We start from the raw sequence: 22,547 nt of genomic DNA, 5'->3' as shown, positions 1-22,547 counted from the left end.
TTTCTCAAAGAGGCAAGGTAGCAGGTAAAATATAAATGTATTCATAATTTAAGTGAATAAATCTATGAAATTGCAAACTACTACCCAAGAAATTAAAATAGTTAAAGCTTACTACACCCCAGAAGAATATTTAGAACTAGAAGCAAAAGCTGATGATAAAAATGAATTTCGAGATGGAGAAATTATTCCTGTGACTGGGGGAACTACCAATCATAATAAGTTGGCGTTAAATCTAGCAACTAGCTTAAATTTAGCATTATTTGATTTAGAATATGAAGTTTATATCGGTGATGTGAAATTGTGGATACCACGCTATCGGCAGTTTACCTATCCTGATGTCATGGTAATTGAGGGTGAACCTGTTTATTACACTACAAATACTACAACGGTGACAAATCCTTTATTAATTGCTGAAGTTTTATCCAAATCTACCAAAGATTATGACCAGGGGGATAAATTTCTCTATTATCGCTCAATTCCTGAGTTTAAAGAATATATTTTAATTGACCAAACTCAATATTATGTGATGCAGTATGTCAAGACTCCTGAAAACCAATGGATTTTGACTGAATATGACACAGAAAGTGCTAAGTTAAATCTGTCAACAATTAATTTAGAATTGTCTTTAAAGCAATTATATAAAAAAGTTAATTTTGCTGAAAATATAGATTTTTCTCAAACACCCTCTCAGTCTTGATAATTAGACAATTCTTGTATTGCTTCTTTTCGTAATTGTTGCCGAATTGATAATGGGGCGATTACTTCACCATTTGGTCGCCAGTCTCGCAGACGCATCAAAACGTTAATATCTCCAGTGCGTATCCAACCTATATAATAAGCATCACTATCTGGTTTTTGTTGCAATATCTCTAAAACCTTTTGCTGTTGAGTTTCTGGGATATTCTGCACTATCTGTTTGGGTAAGTTTTCGTAAGGAATTGCACAAAAAGAAGGATGGCGAAAAGTATTGTCTACATATCTACTAGCAAAAGCGGGGGGAAAACGCAGGATGAGGAATTCTCGTTGGAGGTAAAAGTTGAATCCCCAAGCTGCATCTAATTCGGTTTGAATGTAGTCTGGTGTGGGTAATTCGCCTGTATACCACATTTGTTTTAATGGTTTGGGAACAGCAGGATCTCCCCAGGCTAAAACCTTTAGTTTTTGCGAGGCGATGCGGTCGAGACGATAATTATGCCAGGCTATATTGTTGTGGGGGTCTAAACCATAGGCGCTGAGGTATTTGGCACGGCGAAGATAATGCAGGCAAACAGGGTAAACTGTCACTGGGACTTTGTTTTCTGCTGTTACCCAATATTCAAATTGCACTACGCCACCGGGAATTTTTCGCCACAGTTGTTCTATTTGTTCCTGGTAGTTATCTACTTGGTCTTGGGTTTCTGTGGAAAGGATATAGTCTAGGTGTAAAAATATTCGCTGTTGCGGCGCTTGAGTTAGTGGTGAGGTTGAGTTATGGGTGATTTGTTCCCAGAGGTTCTCGACTATCAGGTTTAAGTTGGGTTGGACAAAGGCGACTGATTCTAAAACGTGCAGCAGTTCCCAGGTTTGGGGTATGGAAAGTTGGATAAATTTGGGTTGGGCGATGGCAATTTCTGGGGGTGTGGGTAGTTCTGTTTGGGGTAGACATTGGTATTGTCCTTGATTGACTTTTCGCAACCATCCCAAATGAGTTAGCTGTTTAAGGTCGTCTCTGAGGGAACGGTGGACTGTAGCAAATGGTCGTTGCTGTAGTTGTTCCTGGAGGTGTTGCGGATTGATGCCGCTTAGTTGTAATATTTCTGTTTGCCATTGGTTTTCAGATATGTGCAGTCCTGATTTTTCTAGGATTTCTACACAGGTGCGATGGCAAATACAGGTGAGATCCCGACATTTGGCGGTGATTTCTGGGGGGTTGAGTTTTTCGCTTTTGGGGTGAGTTTCGGCAAATAGGCGATCGCGCAGTTGAGAATAGGTAAAATATTTGGGTAGATAATGTCCCCATTGTCCATCGCTGCCATATAGTTGATTTAATATCCACCAGTGTCTAATGGCGCGGTGGAAGCGGTTAGCTAGTTGTCCGGCTGCTAACCAGTGTAAAATTTGCGGTGTGGGAGAACGGATGGCTTGCAGCATAATTGATGTGGCGGATAATATGGTTTGGTGTGTTTACACAATACTATTAGAAAATGATGAAGTATAAAGGATATGAGGCGATAGTTGAGTTTGATGATGAGGCGGAAATATTTCATGGTGAGGTCGTCAACGTTCGGGATGTAATTACATTTCAAGGTGATAACGTCAAAGATTTAAAGCAAGCATTCCAAGATTCAATTGCAGATTACCTTGATTTTTGCCGAGAACGTGGCGAGGAACCTGAAAAGCCTTTTTCTGGTAAGTTTATGCTGAGAATTAACCCTAATTTACATAAATCTATTGCTATTCAAGCCCGGAAAGAAGGTCGCAGTCTTAATTCTTGGGTGGAAAAATGTTTGTCTATGTATGCTAATGAGCAAGTTTAATTTTTGAGTTTCTATGAATTTTGATAATAAAATACATTTTTGTAGGTTGGGTTGACGCAAGGAAACCCAACATCAACTAATAATAATAAATCTGTTGAGTTGCATTTTATTTAACCCAACCTACAAAATACTATTAATTTTAAAGATACCAGTATCAATAATAGCTTTGCACAATTTATCAATGACGGGGACTGAAACACTATTTCCAATTAGTTTCATCCATCTTGCTCTAGACTCTGGTAATTTAAAATCATGGGGAAATCCCTGTATTAAACAGGCTTCGCTTTTAGTAATTTTTCTAAATTCTCTTGGTTCATAAACTTCTTTGATGAATTTTTTTTTAAAATTATCATGATTTATAGCTGCAATTGTTTTTAAGGTGATAAAATCATTTGTATCACTGGCCACTAAAGTTGGGAAAATATCAGAAGTTGGCAAAAAAATACGACTAACACCAAATAATCCTGTACTTATTTTCGTATTTTTAAAATCATAGCGAATTTCCACACACTCAATAATATGCTTTTGTTTGAGAGAATCAATTGTTTTTTGGATTGATATTTTTTCTAATTTAAACACTTTTTGGATTTTTAAATTATCAATTATTATTTCTCCATTAGTTGTAAATGAAAGTAGTATTTCTTCATCTTTAGTCAAACTCTTAATATCATCTTGAATATTAGACTGTATGATCATAAAACGATATTCTTCTGATTTTAAAATTTTTAATGTTACCAGTTCATCAATTTCTGCTTGTGTAATTGATGAATCTAGACTTTGAAAATGTTCTAATGATAATGGGTTTCCGTCTAATTGTCCGTAATTACTTTTGCGTCTGTTTTTAAGTAGTAATAAACAAATATTTTTCTGTCTTTCAGTAGTTTCAATAATATCCCATGAGTGTATTGTGGTATGACCATTTCTCAGGTCATTAAATAAAAAGTAATCATTAAATCCGTTGGTATGTGAAAGACTCATACTTTTAGAGGAAATAATATTACCAAATATGTCCCTCTCAATAACCTGGTTATCTATTTTTTGCTCTGATGTAATACCTAATATATCGCCAAGTTTGCGTTTTTTATCGGTTTGTTTTGGTAAAGCGAACTTTTCTAAATACTCTTGTTTATGAAATCCAATTATATATACACGGATTCTATTTTGTGGTACACCATAATCAAAGGAGTTAATAACAAAATACTTAGCATAATATCCTGCTTTTGCTATTCTTTCTAGGATGTATGCTAAAGATTGCTTATTCCGAGGATCAACTAATCCTTTGACATTTTCAAAGATAAATGCTTTGGGTTGTGATTGTTGTAGTAAATAAATTGTATCGTTCCATAATTGTCCTCTATCATCATCAAAACCTAGATTTTTACCTGCAATTGACCAGCTTTGACAAGGAACTCCAGCAGTTAATAAATCATGGGGTGGTAATTCTTTAATTTTGGTAATATCTCCTAAGTTATAACTTGGTTCAATTTGAAAGTTATCACAATATGTCTTTATAGCATCTTGGTTTATTTCGCTAAATCCTAAAGAATGACCACCATTATTACTTAATGCCATTTTAAATCCACCAATTCCCGCAAACAGGTCAATAAAAGTAAATCTTATATTCTGCATTTTATGTCTCTTATTCTCAATCAATTATTTTAAAAATCCTTCTTCAAAATCTTGAGGAGGTTCAATTCCTAAAAATTCTTTATAAATTCTTTCTTTGTAATCCTTACCCAATACATTAATTTCTTTAATGAAATTACTATAAGTACCTTCTCCTCCAATCAGTTCCCAAAATTCATCCCCTATTAACACTGATTCATCTTCATACATATTGAACCATCTCATAGGAAAAGTCCATTTATAATTTTCTTTTTTACCGTAAGGATTATATGGCAAAGCATAGTAGGCATAATCAACAACTGTTGGATTCATTGCTAAAAGCTTAAATAATTTTTCTTTACTTACTTTTGTTTGATCACTATTTGGTAATGGAGCTTTTAATTCAAAAGCATACCTTGTTCCATGTTCTTTGTTTTCTATAAAAATATCACACACAACACTTACAGGAATAAGTTGTCCACCTCCTGCCTTAATATATTTTAATTCTTGTTCCCAATTAGGTTTTATTTTTTCCTTACCTTTACTATGTTCTAATTTATTTAAAATTTCTTGAATCCTTCTTAAACTTTCTTGTCCAATTGTTCCGTTGATTGTATGTCCCATTTCACAATTACCATGAGCTTCTAAAGCAACTACTTGTGCAAGTTTTTCCCATACACTACCAAATGGAGTGACAAATCTTCTTTCAAAATGTGAACCTTTAAAAATTTCATCAGGTACTAAGGCTGCATACATAGGTTTACTTGAACGGTGATTTTCTTTAATAAAAGGATCGGTAATTAAAACACGCTCCATTACTCGTTCCATCATTTCAGATATGACATCTTTTATGGCTTTTGAAATTCTTTCTTGTTTATTCATTGCAATATTTTATACTTTTCTATTTTTCAAGGATGAATTTTTAACGTCCACCCATTAACATTCATACAAACATGAAATATCAAGATGCAACCTCCTCTAAGATACAAGGTTGGGTTGAACAAAGTGAAACTCAGCATTTTCCATAATTTGTTAGGTTATATAGCCTTTCCTAATCATATCAGGTATATCATAGCCCCCACCTCGCACCCCCCGAAATCCCCCCACGACAGGGGGAAGAAAAGAATAAACCTTTGATATGGGAGGGGGTTGGGGGTGGGGTTCTTAAACCTCAGCAGACTAGATTTAGCTGAAAATAACCTGAATGATGGAGAGGACTAAAGTCCTCACTACGAGCCTCACTACAAATTTTTAATTGGGTAAGTATTTGGCTAGTTTACCCAGGATTAATGCCATGATTTTTTTCAGATTTGGGTGCTTTTTAATCTGGCTGGCTGCTAGGGGACCAATATGATAATAATGGTGAATGAATTTTCTACCTAAGTTGTGTTTTCTTAAATATTTATCTCGGAAGTGACGATATTTGATTACTTCTGCTGCATGGGGTGTACCATAGGTGGCTGTGACTACAAAACAATCGTCTGAAGAATTATTACTCGGTTGAGTTTGGGGTTGATATTGCTGTTTTCTGGAAATCTCCGCAGCAGCTTTTTCTAGCCGAGCAAAAAATTCAGCGTTTAATTGATATATGGCAGGATATTTAGATTTTATCCGCTTTGCAGATGCAAGAACTTCACTGTCTGTTGAGTTGCTAATTTCTGAGATGATATCTTTAAAAATTCTGTCTCGTTCAGAGGCGGAATCTTCTGAACCCAGTGCGTTAAGAATGCGGAATCCTGCTAATCTTTTGAAACCGTTGATAATTTGATAATCATCTTTGAGCAGATCATATTCATTGAATGCATTCACAACTTCGGAAATTTCTCGCTGTATTGTGGCAATTTCCGCATTATCAGGACTAAACCTTTTTGCTGCTGACATGAATGTGAGTGCAGCTTTTAATATCTGGGGGTTGATGTATTTGGCTCCAGCTTCAAGCAATTCAAAGCCAATGAGAGCAAATTTAGCAGCAACGTATTTGCGGATATCTTCATCTGCTGGTAAGCAAGCAATAATCCTGTCTGCTGTGGCTGTAACTTGTTCTAGTTGATTGCTGCGTAAATTAATGATACAAATTAAGAACAGGGCATCAAAGTCTTGAAAGTCAATTTTACCATCTGCGCCTATTGCTTTCTCTGCCCAATTTAAAGCCTCAAAATAATTTTATTCGGCTAAAAATGTTTGCGCGATCGCCATAAAAGGTTGTGAGTTAAATGGCTCTAAATCAACCGATTTTTGAAAGCAACTTCGAGCTTTTTGATAATATATAGAGCGTCGGCTATCACCTTCGGAAATAGTCTCGGCTATTTCTTTGTTAGCACAACCAAAGTTTGACCAATATACAGCGACATCAGGATTTGATGCAGTTAAAATTTGATATGTTTTTGTAGCTTCATCCCATTGTTGATGATGAATATAACATAATCCTAAACGATTCCGAATTGAGTCTGCACCAGGAGAAAGCACTAAGGTATGTTTGAGCAGTCGAATTGCTTCCGGCCAATTTTCCTCTTCCATTCTCTCTTCAGCTTGACTGAGCAAAACGACAATTTGTCCACCATGCTGCTGTACAGAATCATAGTTTTGTTTGGCTTTAGCATCGGATAGGGTTTCGTAAGCTTCACGAATTACTTTGAACCGTTCGGGATCTTTCTCTGGTGAATGTTTGCGTACCAGTCGATAATAGGCGCGTCGGATGTCTTCAGGAGATGCTTGGGTAGGAATATTCAGCGTTTGGTATAGTTCGTAAGCCATTTTTGTTACACCCCTATTGGTTTTCCCATGCAAACATCATGTCTATGAGGCGATCGCCAGCCGCATCAATATTGGTAGAATTGTCAGTAGTCAAGGCTTCCTTCAAATCCATCACCGCACGAGAAAGAGGTGATCTTTCCTGGGGTGGAATACCAGCCATAAAGCGTTCAGCCTTATTAATCAAGCTTTCATACTGCTTGGCGCGTTCATGACGTTTCCACAAACTCTCAATGCGCTCAGTGGAGACTCGTGTTTCCTGTTGACTCATGCGGTTGTTTGAGTGTCCGAAAGCAAATTCAATACTTCTGCGAATATCGGGGATACTAGCTGTCAGTTTCGCCATCCCATTAATATCGTAAGAAAACTCAATTTCAATCGGATAAGGATTACCATTAGGAGCAGGGGGAATATCTGTAATTTCCCCACTAATTCCCGTATATTGAGTATCTCCAGGAAGTCTCGCTTTACCTGTGTGATCTTGATATAAACGCACCTCAACTTGTTGCTGTTCAGCATGAAGTAAAGTGTAGGTTTTTTTGACAGAATAAGGAATAGTCGTATTTCGTTCAATCAACGGTTCATAAGTCAACATGACTTGTCCGCCAATCATGCTCACAACGTCAATTCCTAAGCCAAAGGGGGCGACATCGGTTAAAATTATCCCATTTTCCTCATTAATTAATCCTTGGGCTAAAGCAGCTTGTATACAAGCACCAATCCCCACGGCTAAATCTGGATTAACATCTAACTTTGGTTGTTTACCAAACATTTCCGCTACCATATTTCGCACGGCGGGAATATAGGTTGTCCCCCCCACTAGCAGCACTCTATCAATTGCACTAGGGCGGATTTTCTTAGCATTTAAAGCTTCTCGGATACAAATTCTGGCTCTTTCTAAAAGTGGTTCTATCGCTTGTTCAAATTCCGTGCGCGTGATTTCAATATCTAAATCAATTCCTTTGCCATCTTTTGTAGCAAAATAGGGAATGCGAACATCACAAGACTGTTCTATAGAAAGTGTCTTTTTGGCTTGTTCGGCTTGTCCTTTTAATTCCGTTTCCCGGTTCTCAACTGCAACTTCTGGATACTGGGCGGCAAATTTTTGGAGTAACAGAGAAATCATCACTGCATCAAAATCTTTACCCCCCAATTGAGGATCACCAAAACTAGATTTAACATCTAAGACTCCTTCAAACATTTCTAAAACTGAAATATCTAAAGTTCCGCCGCCAAAATCAAATACAACTAATTGTTCTTCAGATGCAATATTTTTTATTCCAAAAGCTAATGCGGCGGCTGTGGGTTCATTGAGTAAACGCAGAACATTTAAACCAGCTATTTCCCCAGCATTAAAAGTAGCTTTACGCGCCGCATCAGGAAAATTAGCCGGGACAGAAATCACGACATCTTGAATGGGATGTCCTAACGCTTCCTCAGCATTTTCTTTTAATTTGCGAAGAATTAAAGCAGCTATTTCTTCAGGGCGATAATCTTGTTCGCGTAAAGTGAAAACTTTGTCAGTTCCCATATTTCGCTTACTTTCTCGCACCCCAAAACCCTTGCGGTCAACTATTCCCCTAGCTGTTTCCCCAACCAGAAGTTTTCCCCGTTCATTAATAGCCACAATTGAGGGAATAATCGGAATTTTGGTAATCGGGTCAGGAATTGGTAGAGGTTCATTATTCTTGTAAATACAAATTTCCGAAGTAGAAGTACCCAAATCAATACCAATAGCGTAATTGCTTTTCATGATGCAGTTTTCCTGATAATGCTGTTGTGGTGATACAATCAAAAACGGCTTACAAAATCAAAAGAGTATGAATTTGTGTCACGCATTCGCCGCTAGGCGTTCTCGTAGAGTAGGCGCAAAGGCGCAAAGGAATGAAGACATTACATACTTTGATTTAGCAACGTCTAAACTTGCGATATCTCAATCGGGTTAGATGCTTCAGAAGCATTACTGTTTTCCGGTGCAATTCCTAGAATTACCTCTGCTAATTGCAAAACCTTCGCACCTGATTTATAACCCCAACGTTCACACTTAAGAATAGTTTCAGGTTCAACCTCTGATGATGGTTCTTCACCTTTACATTCATGTTGGATTTCGTCAAATTTATCCTGGGGAGTGGGAGCAATTCGATAGAAATCACGTTTGTTAACAATGCGTTCAAATTCTTTGAGATTTTTCTTCAGAGATTCCTGAACATCTGGATTTTGTTGTAGTTCTAATGCTCGTTCTAAGAGTTGAAAAAATTCAATAGTGCTTTCCTGCCAATTTTCTAACTCACGCTGCAAATTACCTTTTTCTTGACGCACTTCTATCAAGAGGTTTTCAAGTGATTTGTTACTTTCTACAAACCTGCTAAATTCTCGTTCAATTCCGTTGTGTAATTTTTCTACAAATACACTATTGTCTTGAATGGCAGCAGTATTGTTATAATATTCTCTGCCTACTCTCTTTAAATCATCGATAGCTTTTGGTAAGATACCCACAAATTCTTGGTCTTGATTTCGCAGGTATATCCATAAAAAGAAACTGCAAGAAGCCAAAAGGTAAATTGCGGAAATAATGAAGAGGATATCGCGCTGAATTTCAATTATGGCGTTAGGTAAAAGCGCAACTGCAAGTCCGACTAGAGATGTGATCAAAATAATGGCTGTAATACTATAAAGTAGCCAAGATTTTTTTACCTGGCTGGGGATGGGATGTTTATCGTTACGCATTGACAAGACTCCTGGGGATTTTTCTGTGTGTGTACATACTGAGATGGCTTTTTGTCAAGAAAATATCAATGTTCAATTTGAACCGTGATTATGATGACATTGTATATCCACACTAGAAGATGCCTCTTCCAATCCTTAGCAGTTTTCTTTTCTTTGATGGAAGCTGTTTAGGGTTGTCATATCATGTCACCCCACCCCCAACCCCTCCCATATCAAAGGTTTATCCTTTTCTTCCCCCCGTTGCGGGGGGATTTCGGGGGGTGCGAGGAGGGGAGATAAAGCAAAAGTCTAAACGTAGGTTGGGTTAAGCGCAGCGAACCCAACGCTACCAATAATGATGTTGGGTTTGGTTACGTCAACCCAACCTACAATTTTTTGCATGATTTTTTTCAAATTAACAAGATTTGTTATGCAATGATTAATAACGGAACATCATAAAATTTAAACTTCTGGTCTACCGTAATTATTGTTAGACCTTCTACCAAAGCCTGAGCGATTAACATTCTATCAAAAGGATCTTTATGATGCATTGGCAAATCAGCAACCTTTATTCCATGTGTCAATGTCATCGGTAAAACCTCTAAGCGACTAAAACGCAAAGCTTCCTCTAAATTACTAGGAGCTATTAACTTTCCTAAAGACTGTTTAATCGAAATTTACCAAGCACTAATAGCACTAACAAAAATTCAATTTTTAGGATTAATAATTACTTCGCGTACCTGATTTGACAACTTAGAATCATTTTCTAAAAACCATAACAGAATATGAGTATCTAATAAAAAACTCATTACTCTTCACCATAAAAAGCAGCAATCACCTCTTCTGAAGTGTCATCAAAATCCTCAGAAATCTTAACTTTTCCTTGCCAAAACCCTGGAACTCTTGGTTCTAAGACTTCTTCACTATTCATCGCCATTGAGCCATGATTTAAACCCGCTTTTTCAACTGTAGACTCTTCTGGCTCAAGAGGTAAAACTTTTGCCCAAGGAACGCCCTGACGAGTTAGCGTAATTTCCACATGATTTTGAATATCTGATAATAAATCAAGCAAATTTTCAGATAAGTAAGCAATATCAAAAGTTTTTTCTGACATTTTTATTTGTATCCTACTCACTATAAATATTATATAGCAATCCGGTTTGACAATCTCGTTATTAACTCAAAGTTTCCGTCCCCTTGCGGGGAAATGGTTATGAAAAACAAAGGAATAGAAGAAGTATGTTCTCCTATTTGTTCTTTAAGGTTTCCGTCCCCTTGCGGGGAAATGGTTATGAAAAACATGGGTTGTTATAATCCTAGAACTAAGACTGTGACGTTTCCGTCCCCTTGCGGGGAAATGGTTATGAAAAACATGGTAAGGAAAAGGGTAAAAAGAAGGGGCGCGTTGTTTCCGTCCCCTTGCGGGGAAATGGTTATGAAAAACCCCATTAATTTTGATCCGGATTTGTACACACCAGAATACTTGTTTCCGTCCCCTTGCGGGGAAATGGTTATGAAAAACCAGTTCACCACAGTTCGCCGCCAAAACTCCCCAAAATTCCCAAAAATAGTTTCCGTCCCCTTGCGGGGAAATGGTTATGAAAAACCCATTGGTGACTTTCCTTCTGAACCAGAGATAGTGTTGTTTCCGTCCCCTTGCGGGGAAATGGTTATGAAAAACGCGTACATCAATTATGGCGGTAAGTTACTACTTAAAATGTTTCCGTCCCCTTGCGGGGAAATGGTTATGAAAAACATTTCCTCATGCACCCCTAACGTATCCACACTGGGAGGAAGTTTCCGTCCCCTTGCGGGGAAATGGTTATGAAAAACAAGTAATCAAACCGTTTTGCACCGCGCTATCAAAGACAAGTTTCCGTCCCCTTGCGGGGAAATGGTTATGAAAAACTAGCCTCATGTAGTTATCAACCCGTTTGCCATTAGCTTGGCAGTTTCCGTCCCCTTGCGGGGAAATGGTTATGAAAAACCACAAGTAATGAGAATGCAGCTAAAGGAATTTACCCAGGGTTTCCGTCCCCTTGCGGGGAAATGGTTATGAAAAACAATCAAATATTGCACTAGCAGCAGCCACAGCACTACCCACGTTTCCGTCCCCTTGCGGGGAAATGGTTATGAAAAACGCTTCCCCAGATTAAGGAAAGTTACTTAAGAAATATGTTTCCGTCCCCTTGCGGGGAAATGGTTATGAAAAACTACATCAGTGCAAGACAGGCATCAGCCAAGATGGTGTTTCCGTCCCCTTGCGGGGAAATGGTTATGAAAAACAAGCTACATTTACCTCTAATCATTATAGAAGTTTTGGTTTCCGTCCCCTTGCGGGGAAATGGTTATGAAAAACCCCATGAAGTGGAAACCGTTGTCATATTTAGTTTTCAAGGTGCTGTTGCGCCGGACTACGCAAAACGATAAGTATCAAAGCTTAACCGTAGTATAACTGAAGAATTAAATTCAGCATAATCTGCTGATATATTTAATTTAGCAGCAAAACACCAACGAGTCAAGTCAAAAACCACAAATTTACTCTTATTCACAAACCGTTACTCAATCTAATTCCTCCCACCTCCCGGCGACAAAATTTCCCACTGCTTTACATACCGTAACATAGTGCCGAAAGCTTGCAAAAACAACACTTTCAGCACTTGTATTCCCGCAAAATTCAGACACTGAACTTTACAAAATTAAATAATCCGGCGGTTCATAAGGTGGTGAACTTCCATAGACTCGCGTTTGCTGCTTGGCTGTACTATCCAACGGGTAAATCCGCAAATTATCCTCACTGACTTTAATTACCTTTAACCAGCGATTTTCTAACTGTTGTGTCAAGGCCTTTTCATCTAAGGGACACTCAAACACCGAATATTGCACCCGTTGACAACGCTGTTCAATTAACTTGGCTAATTTAGTCCGGCGCTTGTCGTCAGCTACGTCATAACAAACCAACCATAATTTAGTCATTTAATCACAAAAGCCTCATATTCCAACCGTGAATTTACTAAGCAGCGTCCTAAACTCCGCGCCTGTTCTAAGACAATTTGACTCAAACTCAAGCGCCGATTTTGCGCCGGATACAAAATGGGGGTGTGAAAACGGCGTTCTAATTCTCCCAAAAACAGCTTCTTGGCTAAGGTTCCCAACCAAATACCCTCTCCATCTGGGGATGGCTGAAAGTCTTCGCTTTGCAATAAGTCTGATTGAATAATGGAAATTACAGATTGATCTACGATGATTGGTCGAAATTCTTCCATTAAATCTAAAACTAAATTGGGACGATAAGGTTCAATTGCATGAAAAAAGCCTAAATATGGATCAAGTCCTGCTTGCACACAAGCCGAAAATACTCTTGCTAACAAGACTCCATAACCCCAACTCAACAGTGCATTAATGGGATCTAGTGGTGGGCGGCGATTACGTCCACTAAAGTTCCATTGGGGCGGAAACCAATGTTTGAGTCCTTGGTAATATGTGCGGGCGCAAATACCTTCAACTCCCATGAGTTCATCTCGATTTAAGGGGGTGGTGAAATCACTTAGACGGGAGGAATAGGAACTAATTAAATCTATGGCTTCGGCTAATTGGCTAATTTCTCCTTTTGTCGCCCGGTTGCGACGTTGTAGCAGCACTCGTTGGTTACGAATTTTGCCTATGACCAATTTTTGAGCTATGGCCATGCCAAAGGTAGTTTCCACTGTACGATATTGAGCGAGGCGAATTATGGGGTTTGTGGCAAATTGTCCCTGGAGTCGTCCGCGAAATTGACCATCTTGGCGGAGAAATATGGTTTCTATGCCTTTGTCAAGTAGTTGGGCGATGACGACATCTGTTAGCTGTACTCCTGGTAAGACTACTACTAAGGTGATTTCGGCTATGCGGCAATTTTGAGATTTTTCTTGTTTGGTAATGGTTAAGGATTCGTTGCGGTAGCGAATCACGGTTCCGGGTTCTGTTAAATATAGTGTGGTCATTGGTGTTAAATTTGAAGAACCTCACCCCCAGCCCCTCTCCTTGGTAAGGAGAGGGGGGAAAGTTCTGGATAGATACTCTTTCAGATATCTTTACCCCAAGTAGTCCACTTAGAGGTGGAAGGAGAGGGGGGAAAAGTTCTGGATAGATACTCTTTCCTTGGAAACTGTTTCCCGTGGAAGGAGGCTTTCAACTTATTTGAGAGGGGGGAAAAGTTATGGATAGATACTCTTTCCTCTAGAGAGCTATTAGAAACCCAGCCCCTCTCCTTGGTAAGGAGAGCTAATAACTGATTTTGTCCTTTTACAACACTTCTAAGCCTTAGCGCCCCAGCCCCTCTCCTTGGTAAGGAGAGGGGGGAAAAGAGTTGTGTTCAGTGAAGTTACCAACAGAAAAGTAACTGATGAGTTCCCAGCCCCTCTCTTTGGTAAGGAGAGGGGGGAAAAGAATGTAATTAACGTTTTTAGGATTCTGAAAAGGTCAAATATTTGTAGGTTGGGTAGAGGAACGAAACCCAACACCAAGAATCCCTGGTTTTGTTGGGTTTCTCAAGGCTTCAACCCAACCTACATTTGAAAAATTGATGAGTCAGGGAACCCAAGGCTCATCCGTTAATATTTACATTGTCGTGCTTGTGTGGAAGATGCCTCTTCTATACGGATGTCATAATAAGGGTATCCAAAAAAAAGCACATTTGTTTTTATGTCTTTATTTGTGGCGAAAAAGCTGGTAATGTACCGCAGTGGGATTGTTGCAGTGATTAATGCTGGGATTACCTGGATTATTTTGATTATTGCTCCCTTGGGATTGTTTTCTGTGATTCTTTGTACTGTGGGGGTATTTATCAGCAGTTTAGCGGCTGGTTGGGTAGGCGATCGCTCTTTATTAAAGTTGCTAGAAGAAAATTACCGTGATGTGATGTCAGCGAGTCGGGAGTCGCAAAACATCGATGCTGCAAGTTATCTAGATTTACTACCCCAGAACAAAGGAACCAAGGCTGATGACTGAACCCGCATTGAGTTTACACTTAAGTGAATCGGTGATTTCCCAAAGCTGGAAATACCAATTTTTAACGATTTCGTTAACCAAAAGCGATCGCCTGATTGAACCAGCAGATTTGAGAAATTTAGAACTTCCATGTGGTATTGATACAACCGGCGGTGTGGTGATTTCTGGACGCGCCCCCATTTGGTTATATGCTTACTTGGTTCATGAACTCCATCCCACGGCTTGGGTAGCTTGTTATGATCCGCGTTTGGGTGCGGTGGTTGTGGCTACTCACACTCATTTAGTTCGCATTGGTGATGTGATTCTGATTGAACCACCCAATGGCCGTCAGAAAGAATTATGTCCGGCTTTAATGATTGTCGGACCACCAGATAGTGGTAAAAGTGTGTTTTCTCATGCTTTGTTTCAAGCTTTGTTGGCGGAAAATCCGGAGATATATCTGCAACGCGCCCATTGGGATGGAGAGGGTAATTACCTTTTAGAATTAGAAGCAACAACTACTGAGGAGGAAATTGAGGCTTTTAAAATGCGCGATCGCGGTACTTTAACTGAGCGATTTTTCCCTTACCATTCTCAAGTTATCCTTCAGTTACGAAGACAAAAATCCCTGGTAATTGTCGATGTGGGCGGAATGGTACAACCGGAAAAGTTACCGATTTTAGAGGCTTGTACCCATTATATGATTATCAGTTCCCAAGTTGCGGCTATTGATGCGTGGCATGAATTTTGTGGGGCGCGTGGTAATTTAAAACCCATCGGTGTAATTAACAGTGTTCTGAGTCCGACAGAAATTATTCATCAGGAACAACCTTATTTAGAGATGACTGCTGGCCCGTGGATACGCGGAAATGCTGCTACTGTTCCTCACGCTTTTTTAAAACGGGTGAGAGATTTAATTATCCTAAATAAGTAAATACTCTGTAGTAATTGCTGTGATTTGTAGGATTTAATATTCTATGATGCAGCAAATTATTACTCAGGCGATATCGCACTTGGGAAACAGATGATTTAAGAAGTTTAAAAACTAAGAGCAGAATTTAGTTGATATGACAAATACAAATTCTATTACAATTGCGATCGCTTGGTGTTTAGCCTGGGGAAATGAGTCAGAAGCCGTATTACAAAAAACGCGAGAAGCTTTGAAGAGTCAGGCAGAATTACCAAAAGAATTTCAAAAGTTTGTGGCACAAGTCGAAGAATTGCAAGATTTGCCATTTCCCCAAACAGTAGCAGAACTCAAGGATTTAACAGAAAAATATCCCCATCTGTGGAATTCTAAAATCGGTTTAGTTTATGGTGGCGCGACTAAAATTAAACAATATGTATTTGAAGCTTCTAAGCTTCCAGAGATCCGAGGTGCTTCGGCTTTATTAGACCGAATTAATTTAATTGATTTACCTGCATTTTTTGGTTGTGAAAATAATCTAGAATATCCGCAGTGTCAACGGACTCAAACTTACTGTCAAGAAGTCAGAAAAAAATGGTTAGATAAATCAGAAAATTTTCCTGGGCTTTCAAAGGCACTCATTCCAGAATTAATTATTTATTCTACAGGTGGAAACATCCTAGCATTTTGTCCTTCTGCTTTCGTAGATGATTTGGCAAATGCTATTGAAAAACGTTATACTGGAGAAACATTAACAGCTAATTCTTGTGCAGTTGGCGATAAATTTAAGCTCCTAGAAGTTAAATTTGGATTATTGCCCAACGCTATCACTAATGAGACATTTTGGCTAGAAAAATGTGTTAATAACTGGGAGGAAAACCCACTAATAAAAGCTTACTTTGAGCAGCCGAATAAATTACCAGAGAAGGCTTTTAAAGAACGGAAAACATTTAATGAATTAGCTGGTAAACTAGCATCTTTATTTAATCAACGGCGTAATGGTAATATTTTACTAGGTAACAATAGACCTTTGCGCTGTTATCCGCCAATGTTTGAAACTCATCCTTATCTAGTCAGAGATGAAAGCGATCGCCGTTCCGCAGTCATAAAAGCCGAAGGACTTCCCAATGAACCTTGGTTTTCTGAAAGTTTAGCCCGGAAGCGCATTGTCGGACAAATAGCTAAAAAAGATCATAATTCTAGAAAGTGGTATGATCAAGCAGGTTTTGATTGGGAACCAGGGGATGAAATTGAAACTTGGGTGAATAAATTTGAGTTTTTCTTGCATCAGACACCACATAAATATTATGGTAAAATTCGCTCAGAAAAGATTCATCCTGACCGAGTAAAAGAAGCTATTTCTGTCAGAGAAATTGGTGATGCTAGTATCACTCCTGGCTTTATTGCTTATATTTATGCAGATGGGAACAATATGGGGGGATACATCCAAAAAGAAATTAAAAATCCCCAAGATTACCAAAATTTTAGTCGGGATATTGGGGAAGCTACAGAAAATTCAGTTTATGCGGCTTTAACAAAACATCTCGCACCCCATAAAATAAACCCAACTTTACAAGCTGAAAGAAAGAGTGATCAGGACGTTTGGATTCATCCCTTTGAAATTTTAACCATTGGTGGTGATGATGTGATGCTGATTGTTCCCGCAGATAAAGCATTAGCCATTGCTAAAACCATTGGCGAAGAGTTTGAAAAAATCCTGTTAAGTAAAGGAAAAGTATACAAAGAAGATAAAAAATATGACCCTCAAAAAGTACACCGCTATCAAGTTAAAGATGAAATTTATGGAGATAAGCAATGTAAATTAAGTATGTCTACGGGGGTATTAATTACGGCTGATGATACACCAATATATTATGCAGAAAAGCTGACAGAACAGTTATTGAAATCTGCGAAAAAACAAGCCAAAGAACTGAAGAAGAAACATTACTACGGGGGAACGGTAGATTTTCTGGTAATGAAATCAGTAACGATGATTTCTTCTAATATTAGTGAATTTCGCACTGAGGGATTAACTAAATTTACCAACAAACAGCAAAAACTCAAGCTATATGCAGCACCTTATACTTTACATGAATTGGGGGGATTGTGGGAAACGGCGAAAGCTTTAAAAAATGCAGAATTTCCGCGATCGCAACTTTACCAAATCCGCAGCTTACTAGAACAGGGAAAACAAACAGCCATTCTGAATTATCGTTATTTCCGAGTCAGGTTGAGTGATAAAAAAGCTCAAGAGTTGCTGGAAAAACAGTTTGAAAAAGCATGGTGTCAACCTAAATCTAATAATGGAAATCTTGCGCCTTGGATGTCTTTACAAGAGGAAGAGGATAAAGTTAGCTATGAAACCATCTGGCGAGAATTGGTAGATTTATATCCCTTTATCGCTAAAAAGCAGGATGATTCCGTGCGGACAATATCACAGTCACAAACATCGCAACCATGATAGATTTAAGCAAGTTACACCCAAATGAAGTTATAAATATTCCCTTAACAGCCATAATTGATAGTGCTTTGTGTGTCGGTGCTGGCGGTTCCGATGGTTCCCTCGCAGATAAACCCATAGTCCGCAACGCCGAAGGAAGAATGATTATTCCCGGTTCTCAAGTGAAAGGAAGACTGCGCCATGAGTGCGAAAAACTGGCGAAGGGGTTAGGATGGCAAATTTTTGAATCCCCCAAAGCTGATATTCTTTGTCCCAATGAAGAACAAGTAAGTAGCCAATTTCACTCTGACTATAAATTGGAAGGTTACAAAGGTCATCATTGTTTCGTTTCTCAAATCTTCGGTAATCCCATACTTCCATCCCGCATTGTGGTAGATGATTTGATTTGTCAGCTATCACGGGAGGATTTACCAGAAATTATCCGTCCTGGTGTGACAATAAATCGCCGTCGTCGCATCGCAGAAGAGAAAAAACTCTATTTTCTCGAAACTTCTCCACCCCATAATCAATTGGAATTTTCGGGAGAAATTCATTTATTACCAGGGTGTCCAGAGTACGCCGAGGCTTTGATTTTAGCAGCTTTGCGTCATATTCATGCTTTAGGCGGCAGTAAATCGGCTGGGTTGGGTTGGCTGAGTTGGAAAGATTTAAAAACATTATCAAAAGATGTTCAAGGATGGGAGAAGTTGTTACCCAAGGTGAAATATGCAGCGAATTAAATTAACGATAACAGCTTTATCTCCTTTGGCGATCGCCACTAGAAAACCCGGTTCTGTCAGTGAAGCGGAAGATTATATTCCAGGTTCTGTAATTCGTGGTGCATTAGCATCTCAAATATTACAACTATCTGGCATTGAAGAACAAGATTTAACCACAGATGGCGGTGATTTTCAAGCATTATTTCTGGGTGAGGAATCCGCAATTTTTCATAATGCTTATCCAGCAGTAGCTAAATCTGAAAATATTTCTAGCGTTGTGACTGATAATGTTATGGTTTTACCAGCCACAGCAGTCAGTTCCAAAACAAATTCAGGCTTTAAACCCAAAGGTAACGGAGTTTTTGACACTTTAATTGACCGTTTTTGTGCAGACGCATATAACTATCCCTTTGATCCGAGTGATCCAAAATCGTTAGAAGATGACACAGATGCAAGAGTGGAACCTTTCGCAGGTTTCTATAGTTGTAAAAAGGGTGAATATCGCAGTCATTCTGTTAGTAAACGGTTTTTAACCAGAGTAGGAATTAACCGTCAACGCGCCACCTCACAGGATGATATCCTTTACAGCATTGAAGTTTTAAATGAGTCATTTGTTGAAAATCCGAAAGAGAAAAATTGGCAACCTGTAGTTTATCGCAGTGAAATTTTAGTTGAGGATGCCGAATTAGCCAAATCTTTGGTAAATTTTCTCAATCAAAATTCTCGTAGTTTGCGTTTAGGTGGTGCAACTTCTAGAGGTTTAGGGAAAGTGGAAATCACCGCCGAAATTGAAGATGCTGTAACAGATGTTGACGGTAGAATTGAGGCATTTAATGATATACTTAAATCACGTTGGCAATTTTGGTCAGTGTTTGGAAAACCAGAGAAAAACCTCTTAGAAAACCGTACCTATTTTACTCTAGACCTGCAATCTGATACAATTCTTTCGGAAAAATGGCAACGAACCACAGTAATTTCACCATCAATGTTATGTGAATTTGTCGGTTTAGAAGATGAATTTGCACAACTCCCAAATGACGCAGCCAAAGACGATTTCCTCAAATTAGAAGTAGCCTATAGCAGTTACAACTATCGTTCTGGCTGGAACTCAGCTTGGGGATTGATGAAAGATATAGAATTAGTTACTACCAGAGGTGCTGTATATTTATTTAGTACGAATAAACGAGATATCTGGACTGATAAATTAAAGGAATTGGAACTTAAAGGAGTAGGCGATCGCACCTGCGAAGGTTTTGGACAAGTCCAGATTTGTAATGAGTTTCATAACATCTTTAGGGAGAATGCAAAATGAGTGAAGAAACCGATGCACAAAAACAATTTAAAATCCAAAAAGGTATACGTCAGACTGAAGATGATTTAGTGATTTGGATTAAAACCGCTTTAGATAAAACCAGCTATGGAGATTTAGAAGAATCGCAATTTCGTAACTTAGTACGTGTAGCTGATACTACTGATAGTGCAGAAGTGATTAAAAACTTTATCTGCTATCAAGTAGGAAGAGATAGAAAATGGGGAAGAGGTAAGGACTCTCTAGCAGAAAAGATTATTTCAGACATTGATAGCAACATCAAAAAAGCTGCTCAAATAATTGCTGATTGTTGTGAAACTGATTTTAAACCCATTTGGCTAGAATTAATTCGCCGCTACTTAGGTTATGGCGCACGTCATTTGAAATATAAACGTGAAGGAAATTGAGCTTAAACATTTCAGCAAATAATTGGGATTAAAAAATATGCGTCGAGTTGTTATTTCTACCATTGGAACGAGCTTACTAACAAATCAAATCAAGCGTTCCGAAGAATCGGAAAAAGATTGGTATAGCCAACTGAGAGATTCTGCTAATCTGACATTAGAGAATACTTCTAAAGAAGTTATATTAATAATTGAAACCTTAAAAACCAGAGCAATTGAAAAACTGGAAAAATGTTCAATTCCTCAGATTAGGTCAGCTAGTGCAGAACTCAATGGAATTTATGGATTATATCAAGAGAAATTACAGGATGGAAAACAAGATATTCACCGATTAATTTCAACTGATACCGCACAAGGTAAAGCAACTGCGGAAATTGTCAAGGAATTTTTGCGAAAACAGGGATTATTTAGTACAGATATTTATACACCACCGGGATTGTCAACAGCTACAAGTCAAGAATTTTCCGAAGGAATAGACGATCTAATTGTGTGGTTGCGTCAAGAAGTTTTACCCCTGAAAGATAGCTACAAAATTTGTTTTAACTTGGTTGGTAGCTTTAAAAGCTTACAAGGCTACATGAACACCATTGGGATGTTCTATTCGGACGAAATCATTTATATATTTGAAGGTAAACAATCCAATTTAATTACAATTCCGAGATTACCGATTAAAGTGGATGAATCACAGATTGAAAAGTATGCTGTGCAATTTGCTTTAATGGCGGAAGGTGCAGGATTATCTTTATCAGAAGTAAGTAGGTAAGCATGAATAAACCAAACTATGTTAAGACTCGTAAACAGGGACCAAACCCTTACTAATGACCAATGACAAATGACCAATGACGACCCTAGCTAGTTAACTTTATTTCCGCCGACCTACTTAGTCGGGATATCTGAATCACTGATCGGTGAATATAATCATAAAAAACTCTTATCTACATGGGGAAACTTAATATGGGATGAATGTAAAAATAATTTATTGTCCAAAGATTTATTAGATTTCCCCAGGTTGGAATATGCAGATACATTTAGAGCCGATTATAACAGAATTAGAGATCCCAAAGAGAAAGCCAATCTACAACAAGACCTTGCTAAAGTTTCGGGATTATTAAAAGAATCTCATGGAGATACTAGCGTATTATTTCAACCAGTAAAATATACCCGATATCAAAACTCTAATAATATAGATCATTTTCGCGTCAACCTTAGTCTGAGAATAAGCTGCAAAGTTATAGAAGGAGGTATTTTATCCCTACGATACTACGGAACCCACGACCATGTTCAACGCAGTGAAAAACTCTAAAAATCTCTCCTCTCTGCGTCTCTGCGCCTCTGCGTGAATAAATCCTACCCCTTAACCTTATGTTTGACACATTTAAAAACCGCCTAGAAATCACAGGTAAACTCACCACAGTTACAGCCTTACGCATCAGCGCCGGACGTTCCACAGAACCCATCGGCTCAGATTTACCAGTGATGAAAGATGCTTTAGGTAAACCATTAATCCCCGGTTCTAGCTTCAAAGGTGCATTAAGATCCCGTCTTGAAAGCTTCCTCCGGGGTATTGTAGGTAATGATCGCAAATTAGTAGCTAATCCTGCAATTGAGGCGGAATGGTCAATTACCTCCAAGGAGATGAATAAATTAAAAGAAAGTTGCAATGATGACGAGACTTTAACTCAGGAAATTCTCAACCATACAGATTTAGTATCTCACCTGTTTGGTTCTCCCTGGATAGCTAGTAAATTTCAAGTGCGGGACTTAACCGTGTTACCTGAAACTTGGTTTGGACAATACCAAGAAAGAGACGGTGTGGCCATAGACAGAGACACCGAAACCGCCGCAGATGGAAAACTCTATGACTTCCAAGTAGTTCCTGCTGGGACACAGTTTGAATTTAAAGCCGTAGTGGAAAACGCCGCAGAATGGGAACTCGGACTTTTGATGATTGGGTTACACCAATTTGAGACAGAACAGATTCCTTTGGGTGGAGGGCGATCGCGTGGCTTAGGTGTTGTTAAACTAGATATTAAAGAAATGCTTTGGTTTGATTATCCCGCAGATCAACCAGAGTTATTACTAGATTATCTCAAAAAAATGGTCATGGGAGACAAAAGTGCCTACGAAGATGCAAGGGAATTTAAAGACCATTGGGTACAAAAATTAATTGATCATCTCAAAAGCAAAGTACCTAACAATAATTCTGAAGTCAAGAGGTAAAT

The 22,547-nt window shown here is 38.5% G+C and carries 21 protein-coding genes, 2 pseudogenes and 1 CRISPR repeat array; of the genes and pseudogenes, 11 read left to right on the top strand and 12 right to left on the bottom strand.

The annotated features are described in order from the left end of the window. Positions 1-64 precede the first annotated feature (64 nt). The gene (locus NSP_RS15140; RefSeq protein ID WP_006198527.1) at positions 65-697 is read left to right on the top strand and encodes a Uma2 family endonuclease; all 633 of its coding nucleotides are present in this window, start codon (positions 65-67) and stop codon (positions 695-697) included. Here NSP_RS15140 and NSP_RS15135 read toward each other — a convergent pair. Further along, entirely contained in the window at positions 688-2,130 is a 1,443-nt protein-coding gene (locus NSP_RS15135) for a TIGR03985 family CRISPR-associated protein (RefSeq protein ID WP_017804198.1), read from the bottom strand. The genes NSP_RS15140 and NSP_RS15135 overlap by 10 nt on opposite strands. A gap of 53 nt (positions 2,131-2,183) precedes the next feature. Between NSP_RS15135 and NSP_RS15130 the strand changes: the two genes are divergently transcribed. Next, positions 2,184-2,516, top strand: coding sequence for a type II toxin-antitoxin system HicB family antitoxin (locus NSP_RS15130; RefSeq protein ID WP_017804197.1), 333 nt, complete (start codon positions 2,184-2,186; stop codon positions 2,514-2,516). A gap of 120 nt (positions 2,517-2,636) precedes the next feature. Here NSP_RS15130 and NSP_RS15125 read toward each other — a convergent pair whose 3' ends face one another. The 11 genes from NSP_RS15125 to cas1 all read right to left on the bottom strand — a co-directional run bounded on the left by NSP_RS15125 (position 2,637) and on the right by cas1 (position 13,561). After that, complete coding sequence (locus NSP_RS15125) at positions 2,637-4,145, bottom strand: DNA cytosine methyltransferase (protein WP_006197852.1); 1,509 nt, start codon at positions 4,143-4,145, stop codon at positions 2,637-2,639. Positions 4,146-4,169: 24 nt separating this feature from the next. After that, positions 4,170-5,003 (bottom strand): TdeIII family type II restriction endonuclease, encoded by an 834-nt coding sequence (locus NSP_RS26950; protein ID WP_017804196.1) that lies wholly within the window; start codon positions 5,001-5,003, stop codon positions 4,170-4,172. 369 nt (positions 5,004-5,372) lie between these two features. Next, the gene (locus NSP_RS15115; protein ID WP_006197849.1) at positions 5,373-6,002 is read right to left on the bottom strand and encodes a CFI-box-CTERM domain-containing protein; all 630 of its coding nucleotides are present in this window, start codon (positions 6,000-6,002) and stop codon (positions 5,373-5,375) included. Between the two features lie 282 nt (positions 6,003-6,284). Further along, the gene (locus NSP_RS15110; protein WP_006197847.1) at positions 6,285-6,875 is read right to left on the bottom strand and encodes a J domain-containing protein; all 591 of its coding nucleotides are present in this window, start codon (positions 6,873-6,875) and stop codon (positions 6,285-6,287) included. A 13-nt stretch (positions 6,876-6,888) separates the two neighbouring features. Then, the gene (locus NSP_RS15105; RefSeq protein WP_006197846.1) at positions 6,889-8,625 is read right to left on the bottom strand and encodes an Hsp70 family protein; all 1,737 of its coding nucleotides are present in this window, start codon (positions 8,623-8,625) and stop codon (positions 6,889-6,891) included. Positions 8,626-8,789: 164 nt separating this feature from the next. Further along, complete coding sequence (grpE, locus tag NSP_RS15100; protein ID WP_006197845.1) at positions 8,790-9,599, bottom strand: nucleotide exchange factor GrpE; 810 nt, start codon at positions 9,597-9,599, stop codon at positions 8,790-8,792. 407 nt (positions 9,600-10,006) lie between these two features. Then, positions 10,007-10,225, bottom strand: coding sequence for a type II toxin-antitoxin system VapC family toxin (locus NSP_RS24250; protein ID WP_071839316.1), 219 nt, complete (start codon positions 10,223-10,225; stop codon positions 10,007-10,009). 161 nt (positions 10,226-10,386) lie between these two features. Beyond that, the gene (locus tag NSP_RS15090) at positions 10,387-10,692 is read right to left on the bottom strand and encodes a hypothetical protein (protein ID WP_006197842.1); all 306 of its coding nucleotides are present in this window, start codon (positions 10,690-10,692) and stop codon (positions 10,387-10,389) included. Between the two features lie 71 nt (positions 10,693-10,763). Further along, positions 10,764-11,937: a CRISPR direct-repeat array (repeat unit 37 nt; unit sequence GTTTCCGTCCCCTTGCGGGGAAATGGTTATGAAAAAC). A gap of 55 nt (positions 11,938-11,992) precedes the next feature. Next, complete coding sequence (locus NSP_RS26010) at positions 11,993-12,130, bottom strand: hypothetical protein (RefSeq protein WP_157133674.1); 138 nt, start codon at positions 12,128-12,130, stop codon at positions 11,993-11,995. Positions 12,131-12,269: 139 nt separating this feature from the next. Then, a complete protein-coding gene (gene cas2, locus NSP_RS15085) occupies positions 12,270-12,554 on the bottom strand; it encodes a CRISPR-associated endonuclease Cas2 (protein WP_006197839.1) in 285 nt (94 codons plus the stop codon). Further along, on the bottom strand, positions 12,551-13,561 hold the full coding sequence (gene cas1 / locus NSP_RS15080; RefSeq protein ID WP_006197838.1) for a CRISPR-associated endonuclease Cas1: 1,011 nt from the start codon (positions 13,559-13,561) through the stop codon (positions 12,551-12,553). Before cas1 ends, cas2 begins: the two co-directional genes overlap by 4 nt. A gap of 700 nt (positions 13,562-14,261) precedes the next feature. On the opposite strand from cas1, the gene csx18 reads away from it, so the two are divergent. The 9 genes and pseudogenes from csx18 to csx7 all read left to right on the top strand — a co-directional run bounded on the left by csx18 (position 14,262) and on the right by csx7 (position 22,545). Next, entirely contained in the window at positions 14,262-14,567 is a 306-nt protein-coding gene (csx18, locus tag NSP_RS15075; RefSeq protein ID WP_006197837.1) for a CRISPR-associated protein Csx18, read from the top strand. Beyond that, the gene (gene crn3, locus NSP_RS15070) at positions 14,560-15,480 is read left to right on the top strand and encodes a CRISPR-associated ring nuclease Crn3/Csx3 (protein WP_006197836.1); all 921 of its coding nucleotides are present in this window, start codon (positions 14,560-14,562) and stop codon (positions 15,478-15,480) included. Before csx18 ends, crn3 begins: the two co-directional genes overlap by 8 nt. A 133-nt stretch (positions 15,481-15,613) precedes the next feature. After that, positions 15,614-17,914: a type III-B CRISPR-associated protein Cas10/Cmr2 gene (gene cas10 / locus NSP_RS15065; protein ID WP_006197835.1), complete on the top strand. Its 2,301-nt coding sequence runs from the start codon at positions 15,614-15,616 to the stop codon at positions 17,912-17,914. After that, positions 17,911-18,633 carry an RAMP superfamily CRISPR-associated protein gene (locus NSP_RS15060; RefSeq protein WP_006197834.1) on the top strand — a complete coding sequence of 241 codons (723 nt, stop codon included), beginning with the start codon at positions 17,911-17,913 and terminating at the stop codon, positions 18,631-18,633. The genes cas10 and NSP_RS15060 overlap by 4 nt, the downstream gene beginning before the upstream one ends. Continuing rightward, the gene (gene csx10 / locus NSP_RS15055; RefSeq protein ID WP_006197833.1) at positions 18,620-19,924 is read left to right on the top strand and encodes a type III-D CRISPR-associated RAMP protein Csx10; all 1,305 of its coding nucleotides are present in this window, start codon (positions 18,620-18,622) and stop codon (positions 19,922-19,924) included. Before NSP_RS15060 ends, csx10 begins: the two co-directional genes overlap by 14 nt. Then, the gene (locus tag NSP_RS15050) at positions 19,921-20,328 is read left to right on the top strand and encodes a hypothetical protein (RefSeq protein ID WP_006197832.1); all 408 of its coding nucleotides are present in this window, start codon (positions 19,921-19,923) and stop codon (positions 20,326-20,328) included. Before csx10 ends, NSP_RS15050 begins: the two co-directional genes overlap by 4 nt. A gap of 37 nt (positions 20,329-20,365) precedes the next feature. Continuing rightward, positions 20,366-21,082 (top strand): annotated as a pseudogene (locus tag NSP_RS15045) (putative CRISPR-associated protein); the annotation flags it as partial. A 129-nt stretch (positions 21,083-21,211) separates the two neighbouring features. Next, positions 21,212-21,628, top strand: a pseudogene (locus NSP_RS15040) (putative CRISPR-associated protein); the annotation flags it as partial. 59 nt (positions 21,629-21,687) lie between these two features. Beyond that, on the top strand, positions 21,688-22,545 hold the full coding sequence (csx7, locus tag NSP_RS15035) for a type III CRISPR-associated RAMP protein Csx7 (RefSeq protein WP_006197829.1): 858 nt from the start codon (positions 21,688-21,690) through the stop codon (positions 22,543-22,545). The last annotated feature ends 2 nt before the right edge of the window (positions 22,546-22,547 follow it).

The sequence above is a fragment of the Nodularia spumigena CCY9414 genome (genome assembly GCF_000340565.2).
Classification (GTDB): Bacteria; Cyanobacteriota; Cyanobacteriia; order Cyanobacteriales; family Nostocaceae; genus Nodularia; species Nodularia spumigena.
Note: the sequence above shows the minus strand (reverse complement) of the source record. Positions and strands in the feature narration are given on the sequence as shown.

What these genes read in the sequence shown, in the direction of transcription:
- NSP_RS15140 (WP_006198527.1), top strand. Translation starts at nt 65, where the DNA reads ATGAAATTGCAAACTACTACCCAAGAAATTAAAATAGTTAAAGCTTAC.
- NSP_RS15135 (WP_017804198.1), bottom strand. Translation starts at nt 2,130, where the DNA reads ATGCTGCAAGCCATCCGTTCTCCCACACCGCAAATTTTACACTGGTTA.
- NSP_RS15130 (WP_017804197.1), top strand. Translation starts at nt 2,184, where the DNA reads ATGATGAAGTATAAAGGATATGAGGCGATAGTTGAGTTTGATGATGAG.
- NSP_RS15125 (WP_006197852.1), bottom strand. Translation starts at nt 4,145, where the DNA reads ATGCAGAATATAAGATTTACTTTTATTGACCTGTTTGCGGGAATTGGT.
- NSP_RS26950 (WP_017804196.1), bottom strand. Translation starts at nt 5,003, where the DNA reads ATGAATAAACAAGAAAGAATTTCAAAAGCCATAAAAGATGTCATATCT.
- NSP_RS15115 (WP_006197849.1), bottom strand. Translation starts at nt 6,002, where the DNA reads ATGTCAGCAGCAAAAAGGTTTAGTCCTGATAATGCGGAAATTGCCACA.
- NSP_RS15110 (WP_006197847.1), bottom strand. Translation starts at nt 6,875, where the DNA reads ATGGCTTACGAACTATACCAAACGCTGAATATTCCTACCCAAGCATCT.
- NSP_RS15105 (WP_006197846.1), bottom strand. Translation starts at nt 8,625, where the DNA reads ATGAAAAGCAATTACGCTATTGGTATTGATTTGGGTACTTCTACTTCG.
- grpE (WP_006197845.1), bottom strand. Translation starts at nt 9,599, where the DNA reads ATGCGTAACGATAAACATCCCATCCCCAGCCAGGTAAAAAAATCTTGG.
- NSP_RS15090 (WP_006197842.1), bottom strand. Translation starts at nt 10,692, where the DNA reads ATGTCAGAAAAAACTTTTGATATTGCTTACTTATCTGAAAATTTGCTT.
- cas2 (WP_006197839.1), bottom strand. Translation starts at nt 12,554, where the DNA reads ATGACTAAATTATGGTTGGTTTGTTATGACGTAGCTGACGACAAGCGC.
- cas1 (WP_006197838.1), bottom strand. Translation starts at nt 13,561, where the DNA reads ATGACCACACTATATTTAACAGAACCCGGAACCGTGATTCGCTACCGC.
- csx18 (WP_006197837.1), top strand. Translation starts at nt 14,262, where the DNA reads ATGTCTTTATTTGTGGCGAAAAAGCTGGTAATGTACCGCAGTGGGATT.
- crn3 (WP_006197836.1), top strand. Translation starts at nt 14,560, where the DNA reads ATGACTGAACCCGCATTGAGTTTACACTTAAGTGAATCGGTGATTTCC.
- cas10 (WP_006197835.1), top strand. Translation starts at nt 15,614, where the DNA reads ATGACAAATACAAATTCTATTACAATTGCGATCGCTTGGTGTTTAGCC.
- NSP_RS15060 (WP_006197834.1), top strand. Translation starts at nt 17,911, where the DNA reads ATGATAGATTTAAGCAAGTTACACCCAAATGAAGTTATAAATATTCCC.
- csx10 (WP_006197833.1), top strand. Translation starts at nt 18,620, where the DNA reads ATGCAGCGAATTAAATTAACGATAACAGCTTTATCTCCTTTGGCGATC.
- NSP_RS15050 (WP_006197832.1), top strand. Translation starts at nt 19,921, where the DNA reads ATGAGTGAAGAAACCGATGCACAAAAACAATTTAAAATCCAAAAAGGT.
- csx7 (WP_006197829.1), top strand. Translation starts at nt 21,688, where the DNA reads ATGTTTGACACATTTAAAAACCGCCTAGAAATCACAGGTAAACTCACC.